Annotated in this window: 6 protein-coding genes and 1 pseudogene; 4 read left to right on the top strand and 3 right to left on the bottom strand. The window is 65.5% G+C overall.

The window, feature by feature from the left end; genetic code table 11:
* Positions 1-749: 2-phospho-L-lactate transferase CofD family protein (locus ACE3UY_RS01295; protein ID WP_374685742.1), on the bottom strand; the 749-nt coding region annotated here is incomplete at its 3' end.
* 144 nt (positions 750-893) lie between these two features.
* Here ACE3UY_RS01295 and ACE3UY_RS01290 point away from each other — a divergent pair.
* Positions 894-2702, top strand: a complete 1809-nt coding sequence (locus ACE3UY_RS01290) for a hypothetical protein (RefSeq protein WP_374685741.1) — start codon at positions 894-896, stop codon at positions 2700-2702.
* 4 nt (positions 2703-2706) lie between these two features.
* Positions 2707-3327 (top strand): GNAT family N-acetyltransferase, encoded by a 621-nt coding sequence (locus ACE3UY_RS01285; protein WP_374685740.1) that lies wholly within the window; start codon positions 2707-2709, stop codon positions 3325-3327.
* Between the two features lie 87 nt (positions 3328-3414).
* Here ACE3UY_RS01285 and ACE3UY_RS01280 read toward each other — a convergent pair whose 3' ends face one another.
* Positions 3415-5205 carry a long-chain fatty acid--CoA ligase gene (locus ACE3UY_RS01280; protein WP_374685739.1) on the bottom strand — a complete coding sequence of 597 codons (1791 nt, stop codon included), beginning with the start codon at positions 5203-5205 and terminating at the stop codon, positions 3415-3417.
* A gap of 102 nt (positions 5206-5307) precedes the next feature.
* Complete coding sequence (locus ACE3UY_RS01275) at positions 5308-6180, bottom strand: metallophosphoesterase (protein WP_374685738.1); 873 nt, start codon at positions 6178-6180, stop codon at positions 5308-5310.
* A gap of 159 nt (positions 6181-6339) precedes the next feature.
* Between ACE3UY_RS01275 and ACE3UY_RS01270 the strand changes: the two genes are divergently transcribed.
* Positions 6340-8205: a DUF2779 domain-containing protein gene (locus ACE3UY_RS01270; RefSeq protein WP_374685737.1), complete on the top strand. Its 1866-nt coding sequence runs from the start codon at positions 6340-6342 to the stop codon at positions 8203-8205.
* Between the two features lie 71 nt (positions 8206-8276).
* A pseudogene (locus tag ACE3UY_RS01265) lies at positions 8277-9058 on the top strand (peptidase S10); the annotation flags it as partial.

Here is a 9058-nt window from a genome sequence, read left to right as displayed (position 1 = left end):
GCCAACAGCGCTTCGTCAAAGCTGCCGGTGATCCCGGTCAGGGCCGCCAGCAGCAGGTTGCCAAAGGCGTGCCCCTGCAACGTCTGGCCCTCTTTCCCGTCAGCCGGGGATAGCGCGTCGGCGTGGCCGTTCAACCCAACCGTCCCGCCAAAGCGATACTGGAGCACCTGCGTCATCAGCGTCTCGTCGCGGGCCAGGGCGGCCAGGTTGTTGCGGAAGTCGCCCGGCGGCAGCAGGCCCAGTTCGCGGCGCAGACGACCGCTGCTGCCGCCGTCGTCGGCCACGGTGACGATGGCAGTGATGTTGCTGGTATAGGCGGTCAGGCCGCGCAGCAGGCTGGGCAGTCCCGTGCCGCCGCCGATGGCGACGATACGCGGGCCGCGGTCGCGCAGCCGGTGTTGGTAGAGCGAATCAACGACGGCCGCTTCTCCGGTGCGCAGCGGCGCGACCAGCGTCTGGCCGAGCATGATGACGGCGACGAGCATAATCAGCCCGCCGGCGGCCAGCGGCAGCAACACGCGCAGCGGCACGGGCAGGGCCTGCAATGTCAGCAGATCGTAGAGTCCGGGCGGCAACCACCCCACATCGTTCATGGTCAACAGGATGTAGGCCCAGCCCAGGCTGGTGGCCGCCGCGCCCAGCGCCAACAGCAGCAACCAGCGCTTAACGCCCAGACCGACGGTTAGCCAGCGACGGCGAATGTACAGCGAGCGCCAGAGAGAACGGCCCCACGCGAAAGGCGACGACATAGCGCGCATTGTAGCACAGCCTGTCAGGCTGTGGCGAGATAGCCTGCCAGAGGTTGGAGGTGCAACCCACTTCGGAAAGTGGGTCGCACTGGCGACCGGTGTTACACTTGGCGGCACAGGAAGTCCACCCTGGAGTAATGGATCATGAGGGACAATCACCTATCGAGCACCCCCCTATACCGCCGCGGCTGGCAGTTGGCCGCGGCCCTGACGGCGCTCTGCGCCGCCATCCTCATCCTGGCCCCCCGTCCGTCGGTCGCCGACGATCAGGCCGTGGGGCTTATCTACCAACCGGTCGTGCCCATCCAGGCGCCGCCAGCTCCCATCGGGCCGCTCTACGGCGTCGTGTTCATCAGCTCGGCCGAGGACCGCGTCCCCGGCAGCGGACGCACAACCGGTTCGCTGGAACAGCAGTACCAGCACGGCCTGGCAACCGGCGCGACCTGGAACCGGTGGCCGCTCTACTGGTTCAACATTGAGAAGAGTCCGGGCGCGTTCGACTGGGCGACGCAGGACGCGACGGTGCGGGCCGACCTGACCCACGGGCTGAAGCTGAACGCCATCCTGCTGGGCACACCGGGCTTCTACACCACCGATGACGCGGTGCGCGCCAGCCGGCCACCCCGGCCGCGGCCGGGCACACTCAGCCTGGACTCGGTCGAGCGGGCCACACCTGTCGGCCTCTACGAGCCGATCTTCAGCGACGGCACGGACACGCCGGGGCCAGGCAAGCTTGTCAATCCGGCAAACAAGTGGGCCAACTTCACCTGGCTGGCAGTCAATCGCTACAAGCCCGGCGGCGTACTGGCCCAGGCCGAAGGCTGGCCGCTCGGCGTTGGCGTCACCCACTGGGAAATGTGGAACGAGCCTGATCTGAACATCTTCTGGGACGCCTCCAAGGAGGATTACGCCCGGCTGCTCAAGGTCGGCTACCTGACCGCCAAGCAAGCCGACCCCGCCGCGCAGGTGCTCTTCGCCGGGCTGGCCAACAACGTCGCCAAGGCCAGCTACTACCAGGACATCTTGACCATCCTGGCTGCCGACCCGGCCGCGGCGCAGTACGGCTTCTATCACGATATCCTGGCAACGCACAGCTACTTCCACGCCTGGAAATCGTGGTACCACGTCTACCGCGCCCTGGGGACGATGCGCGACTTCGGCTTCGAGAAGCCTATCTGGCTGAACGAGTCGGGCGTGCCCGCCTGGGACGACTACCCCGGCCCAGTCTGGGACCCGCAGAGCGCGTTGCGGGCCACGACGAAGGAACAGGCCGATTACGTGATTCAGTCGGCATTCTACGCCTTGTTCGCCGGGGCCGACGGCGTCTTCCACTTCCAGTTGTACGACGGCTGCGGCAACCAGCCGGCCGGCACCGACTTCCCACCCCACAACGGCGAGTTGTGCGACGCCAACGGCGAGTACCAGGGCAAGCCCTGCGCCGGCGATGCCAACGGGCTTTACACCAATCCGACCGACATGAGTTGCTTCCGCCAGCACCCACAGCCCGCCTCGCCGCGGCTGACGCAGGCGGCCTATAATGTCCTGACGCGCCACGTGCAGAACGTCATGCCCTACTGGCGCAAGCGGGAGGGGGCAGCCAAGGCGTGCCCGGTAGAGAACCCGGGCGGCGGCATCGTCCAGGCCCCGCCGCAGGAGTGGATCGCCTTCTACCGCCCGGCCACGCAGGAGCGTGTCGTCGGCATGTGGACGTTGTGCGGCCGGGCCGAGACGGCGGTCATCGACGCCACCAGCCCCGACGGCCGGGCGACGCTGGTTTTCGCCGACGGCCGGACGCAGCCCATCGCCGCCGTGGACGGCCACTACACCATCCAGTTGCCCGCGGCGACGAACCGGAACCCGTACCCGTTCAGCAACTATCCCAACGCCATCTACCCCATCGGCGGGTCGCCGGTTATTCTGATCGAGAAGGATATTGCTGCTGCGGGGGGATAAGATCATGATAGAAACCGAGTTTCTCAGAAGAAACTCGGTTTCTATGGAGGATTTGGTGGAGAACCCGATACTACGCGACTTCCCTTATAGCTTCGAAACGGAGCGCCTCATCATCCGCGGGCCGCTGCCGGAAGATGCCGCGCCGCTGCACGCGGCTGTCGTTGAGTCGCAAGAGGAATTAAAGCCGTGGATGCCCTGGGCCATGGAGGTGCCAACCGAGGCGTGGTATCGTGTGCGCGTGCGCGAGGGGCAACTGAAGTTCCTGGCCCGCGAAGACCTGTGGCTGATGCTGGTGCATAAAGCGACCGGGGCCATCATTGGCGGCAGCGGCCTGCACCGCATTGACTGGAACGTACCCAAGTTCGAGATCGGCTACTGGGTGCGCACAAGCTACGCCGGGCAGGGGTACGTCACCGAGGCGGTTAAAGGGATCACCGACTTCGCCTTCGACACGCTGGGCGCGCGGCGGGTGGAGATCCGCTGCGACGTGAAGAACGAGCGCAGCGCGGCTGTGGCCCGTCGCGCCGGCTACCCCCTGGAAGCCACCTTCCACTGCGACGCGCGCGATCATTTCGGCCACCTGCGCGACACCTACATCTTCGCCAAGGTTCGTAGAGAGGAATGAATTCACCACGGATTTAACGGATGAAACGGATTGATCCCTATGTTCAATCCGTTTCATCCGTTAAATCCGTGAAAATCCGTGGTTCATTTATTCTCCCGCGTACATCGCCTCAATCTCGTCGAGGTGCATGTCGCAGATGGCCTTGCGCTTGAGCTTGAGGGAAGGGGTGAGCTCGCCGCCCTCGATCGTGAAGGGGCGCGGCAACACGGTGAACTTGCGCACCTGCTCCACGCGGGCGAACTGCGGGTTGACCAGTTCATCGATGCCGGCCTGGATGGCGTCTAGCAATGCCGGGTGGGCGTGCAACTCGCCGCCCGTGATGTTGTTGGCCTCGGCGAAGCGCAGGACGGCGTCCGTGTCCAGCGTCAGCAACGCGCACAGATACTTGCGCCCCTCGCCGACCAGGACGGCGTCGCCCACCAACTCCAGATTCTTCAGCGCCGCCTCGATGTTGCGCGGGGCGATGTTCTTGCCGCCAGAGGTGATGATGATGTCCTTCTTGCGGCCGACGATGTAGAGGAAACCATCCTCGTCGAAGCGGCCCAGGTCGCCGGAGTGGAGCCAGCCGTCGATCAAGGTCTCGCGGGTGGTAGCCTCATCCTTGTAGTAGCCCATGAAGACGTTGGGGCCGCGCAGCAGGATTTCGCCATCCGGCCCCAGCTTGACCTCGCTGCCCGGCCAGACCTGGCCTGTCGTGCCGAACTTGGTCGCGCCGGGCCGGTTGAAGGTAGTCGGGCCGCAACCTTCCGACTGGCCGTAGACCTCGAAGACAATGACATCCAGCCCGCTGAAAAACTCCAGCACGCTCTTGTCGATGGCCGCCGCGCCGGAGACAGCCGAGCGCACGCGGCTGAAGCCCAGCAGCGGCTTGACCTTGGAGAAGACCAATCGGTCGGCCAGCCGGTACTTGACCGCCAGCGCGCCGCTCGGCTCGCCGCCGGCATTGCGGACGGCTGTCACTTCGTAGCCGACGCCCTGCGCCCACTCGGCGATGCGCTTGCGCGCGCCGTGGGCCTCGTTCAGCCGCTCCTGCACGCGGGCGCGGAAGCGCTCCCACACGCCGGGCACGCCGAAGAAGATAGTCGGCTGCACCTCGCGCAGGTTGTCAGGCAGCTTGGTCATCGATTCGGCAAAGTAGACTGGAAAGCCAACCGTCGCCGCGGTGTGGATGGTAAACATCTGCTCGGCGATGTGGGACAGCGGCAGGTAGGAGAGCAGCACGTCGTGGGGCGTCAGTTTGAACAGCTCCTTGCCCACGCGCGCTGTGCTGGCCAGATTATCGTGCGACAGCATGACCGCCTTGGGCGGGCCGGTCGTGCCGGAGGTGTAGATGAGGCTCGCCAGTTGCTCCATCTCGATGGCGGCGATGCGGGCATCGAGGTCGGCCTCGGACGCGGCGTCGGCGCAACCGAGAAAGTCGTCCCAGGTCATTGCCAGCGGGTCATCGATGCGCGTGCCGCGCATCAGCACGGCGTGGCGCAGGTGCGTCAGATTGCCGCGCACCTGCTTGACCTTGTTCCACTGCGCCTCGTTCTCCAGGATGACGACCAGCGCTTCGGAGTGGTTGAGGATGTACTCGACCTCGGGCGGGCTGTTGGTGGCGTAGATGCCCGCGCCGACCGCGCCGGCCATCATCGCCGCCAACTGGCCGATGACCCACTCCGGCCGGTTGAAGCCCAACATACAGATGACATCCCCCGGTTGGATGCCGAGGGCGATCAAGGCCCGGGCCGCCGTGCGCACCTGGCCGACGTACTCCTCCCAGAGCGTCGGCGCCCAGGCGTCGCCAAGCTTCTCGTAGTAGGCCGGCGCAGCCGGGCGAACCCGCCGGTGCTGCTGGAAACGGTCAATGATGCTGTCGCGACTGCTCTTGGTCATAGTACCTATCCTCCCTGTTAAGGAACCACCAAAGATTCACAGATTATACAGATTATTCACAACGACATCGGCTAAATCTGTGTACTCTGTGGTTAATGACATTTACAACGACCAGCCGGGCGGGCCGGTGAAGGGTCGCACGTCATCGTCGCATAAGATATGGCGCACGCTCTCTTCCAGCGTCAGGCGGCCGTCCATCACCGCCTCTTGATAGCGGCTGGCCCAGCGAAAAATGAGGCCGCGCGCCTTGCGCAACTCGACCAGCATGAGTTGGGCCAGCGCGCCTCCCTGAGCCAGGAAGCCGGACTCGACGTAGTCTACCTCGATCTGAGCGTAATTATAGTCGAGGCGCACGATTTCAGCCGACCAGCCCGATTTCGTCCAGGTGAACTGGCCGTAGGCAGCCCGCCGGTCGTCGTCGAAGGAAGCGCCGACGGAGCCGATGTTGACCACCAGCGTGCCATCGACGCGGCGGATGAGGGGACGGTGGGTGTGGCCGGTGACGAAGACGGCCGGCGCGGGCGCGATCTGGCGGCGCAACTCCTCGTCGGGCGTGGCCGGGTAGACGCCGTCGCGGTTGTTGCGCATGGAGGCGTGAACGATGCGCAACAGGTCGCCGTTGGGCGCGGCCCGCTCGAACGCGTCGGACATCAGGCGCAGCAGTTCCGCGTTCCCGCCGACCTGGGCCAGAGCGAAGTGGGCGAACTGGGTCGTCTCATAGCCCGGCCCAGACAAGGGACGGTCGGGATTGCCGCAGTCGAGCACGAACTCCTCGTGGTTGCCGCGCAGCAACCGCCAGCCATCGGCCTCGCGCCGCTGGGCGACCAGCTCCAGGCATGCGCCCGACAGCGGCCCGCGGTTGACGATATCGCCGCCAACAATGACGGTGTCGGGCGACCAGCGATCAATGTGCTCGACCACCGTCCGCAGGGCGGGCAGGTTGCCGTGAATGTCGGACAGAACTGCGACCTTCATCGGCACGATTATACCGGCATGACGGCAGATGGCGCAGATTTTGACTAGCCGTGGCGATCTGGCGCGTTAGAATTGAGCATGGGCCAGACCTGAAGGGTTGGCGACCTCCAGTCGCTCCGAAACCTGTCAGGTCTGAAGTCCCCGCCAACAGGAGGCGTGATGGAGGATCACTATCTGACCAAGTCGGACTTCAAGGTCGCCCGCACCTGTCCGACCAAGCTGTATTACCGCAAGCAGGGCTACCCGACGCGCGAGGATGGCGACGAGTATCTGCAATGGCTGGCCGACCAGGGGTATCTGCTGGAGGCGCTGGCCCGCACGCTGTGGCCCGACGGCTGCTGGATCGGCTTCCGGTCTGACGTGGAAGATGCCGTGTGGGAAACGATGAAGGCGCTGGAGCGCGATCCCTGCGCGCTGTTTGAAGCGACCTTCATCAGCGGCAACAAGCTGGCCCGCGTCGACATCCTGACCCGGCGCGGGAACACCCTGGAACTGATCGAGGTCAAATCCCATAGCTTCGACCGGCAGCAGCACGATGAGCTGCTGGCGGCCGGCCAGCCGGGCCTGCTGCGCGCCGCGCGCAAGCCGGGCGAGCTTCGCCGGGAGTGGCAACCCTACGTCGAGGACGCCGCGTTTCAGGCGAACGTGCTGCGCGAGCTTTTTCCCGGCTTCCGCGTCGTCCCCTACCTGCTGATGCTCGACAGCGGCCGGCCGGTCGCGGTCGATGGATTGCACCGGCAGTTTGTCGTGCGACCGCGCCCGCGGGCTGGCTGGGACGCGCCGCTACCGGCCGTCGACTTCATCGGCGACCCGCGCGAGGTGTGGCGCTCCCCCTTCCTGGTGCAACTCAACGTGGCCGCCGAGGTGGAATTGGTGCAGGATGAGGTGCGCCGCAGGGCGGATGAGTTCGTTGGTACTATCGCTCCTGTCCCACAACGAGTGAACGGCTCTATCTCTACCAACTGCATCAACTGCGAATATCGCGTGACCGACGGCGACCAGCGCGGTTTCCACGAGTGTTGGGGGCCGCTGGCCGACCCGTCACCCCACCTCTTCGACCTCTACCGCGTTGGCGAATTGGGCGGGCGCAAGGAGCGGCTGGCCGACGCGCTCATCGCCGCGGGCAAGACCAGCCTCTACGACGTGCCGGAGAGGCAGTTGACGCGCCAGGACGGCTCCATCGGCGAACACGCCCGGCGCCAGCGCATCCAGATCAGCCACACCCGCAGCAACCAGGAGTGGATTGATGAGGAACTAGGCCCGGCGCTGCGCGGCTGGCGCTTCCCGCTCCACTTCGTCGATTTCGAGACGTGCACGCCGGCCATCCCACGCTACCGGGGCATGCGGCCGTTCGAAGTGCTGGCCTTCCAGTGGTGTTGCCAGACGATGGATAGCGCCGGCGCGCCGCCCCGCCACTACGAATGGATCCAGCCGACCGAAGCGTACCCGCATGCCGCTTTTGCCGCCGCCCTGCGGCGACAGGTGGGCGACGAGGGTTCCATCCTCGTCTGGGCCACCCACGAGCGCACCGTGCTGCGGGCCGTCCGTCGCCAACTGGCGGAGCGCGGCGAGGGGGACGCCGGCCTGCTGGAGTGGCTCGACGACGTGACCGAAAGCGACCGCATCGTGGACATGAACCGGCTGACGCTGAAGCACTACTTCCACCCGCGTATGGGCGGGCGCACGTCGCTGAAGGTCGTGGCCGACGCGGTGTGGCGGGCCAACCCGGCGGTGCGAGCGCGCCTGCCGCAGTACGCGCTGGAGGTAGACGGCAAGCTGCAAAGCCCCTACCGGGCGCTGCCGCCGCTGATGATCGACGAGGACGGGGTTAACGGCGGCCGGGCGGTGTCGGTGGCCGAGGGCAATGGGGCTATTCTGGCCTATTATGCCATGATGGAGCGGCTGGCGGCCAACGCCACACTGGAATGGGAACGCTGGCGGCAGTTGTTGCGGCAGTATTGCCAGCTAGACACGCTGGCGATGGTCATGGTCTGGTGGCATTGGCGGGAATTAACGGGAGAATAGCCCGCTGATGACGCGGATGACGCTGATTTTCGTGGACAAGGGAACAGTTCAAGAGACCAGGAGTTGCAACCATGACGCAAGCGGATGAGCCACAACCAACCCCAGCGGAACGGAAAGCTGAGCTTCCACCGCCGGCCGATGTATTGTCACAGACAAGCCATGCCATCGTCGTCGGCGGGCAGACGATCACCTACACGGCTACGGCCGGGCGCATCATCCTGAAGCATGAGGATGAGAAGGAGGGTGAAAAGGCCAAAGCGGCCATCTTCTTCGTGGCCTACACACGCGACCGCGCGCCGGGCGCGACCGAGGCCGAACACCTGGCCGCGCGACCGATCACCTTCTCCTTCAACGGCGGACCGGGGTCGTCCTCGGTCTGGCTCCATTTGGGGCTGCTGGGGCCGCGGCGCGTCGTCCTGGAGGCCGACGGCCGGCCGCTGCCCCCGCCCTATCGCCTGGTGGACAACGATTTCAGCCTGTTGGACAAGACTGACCTCGTCTTCATCGACCCAGTGACGACCGGCTTCAGCCGCGCCGTGCCCGGCGAGCCGGATAAGCAGTTCCACGGCTTCAAGCCCGACATCGAGTCAGTGGGCGACTTCATCCGCCTCTACACCTCGCGCTATCACCGCTGGACATCGCCGCGCTTTCTGATCGGCGAGAGCTATGGCACAACCCGCGCCGCCGGGCTGGCCGGCTACTTGCAGGAGCGGCATGGGTTGTATCTGAACGGCATCATGCTTGTCTCTGTCGTGCTCAACTTCATGACGCTCGACTTCGCGCCGGGGAATGATTTGCCCTATATCTTGTTCCTGCCGACCTACACAGCGACGGCATGGTATCACCGCCGGCT

This window comes from Promineifilum sp. (SeqCode), assembly GCF_041918635.1.
GTDB lineage: Bacteria > Chloroflexota > Anaerolineae > Promineifilales > Promineifilaceae > Promineifilum.
The sequence above is the reverse complement of the archived record's forward strand: the minus strand, read 5'-3'. Positions and strand labels throughout refer to the sequence as shown.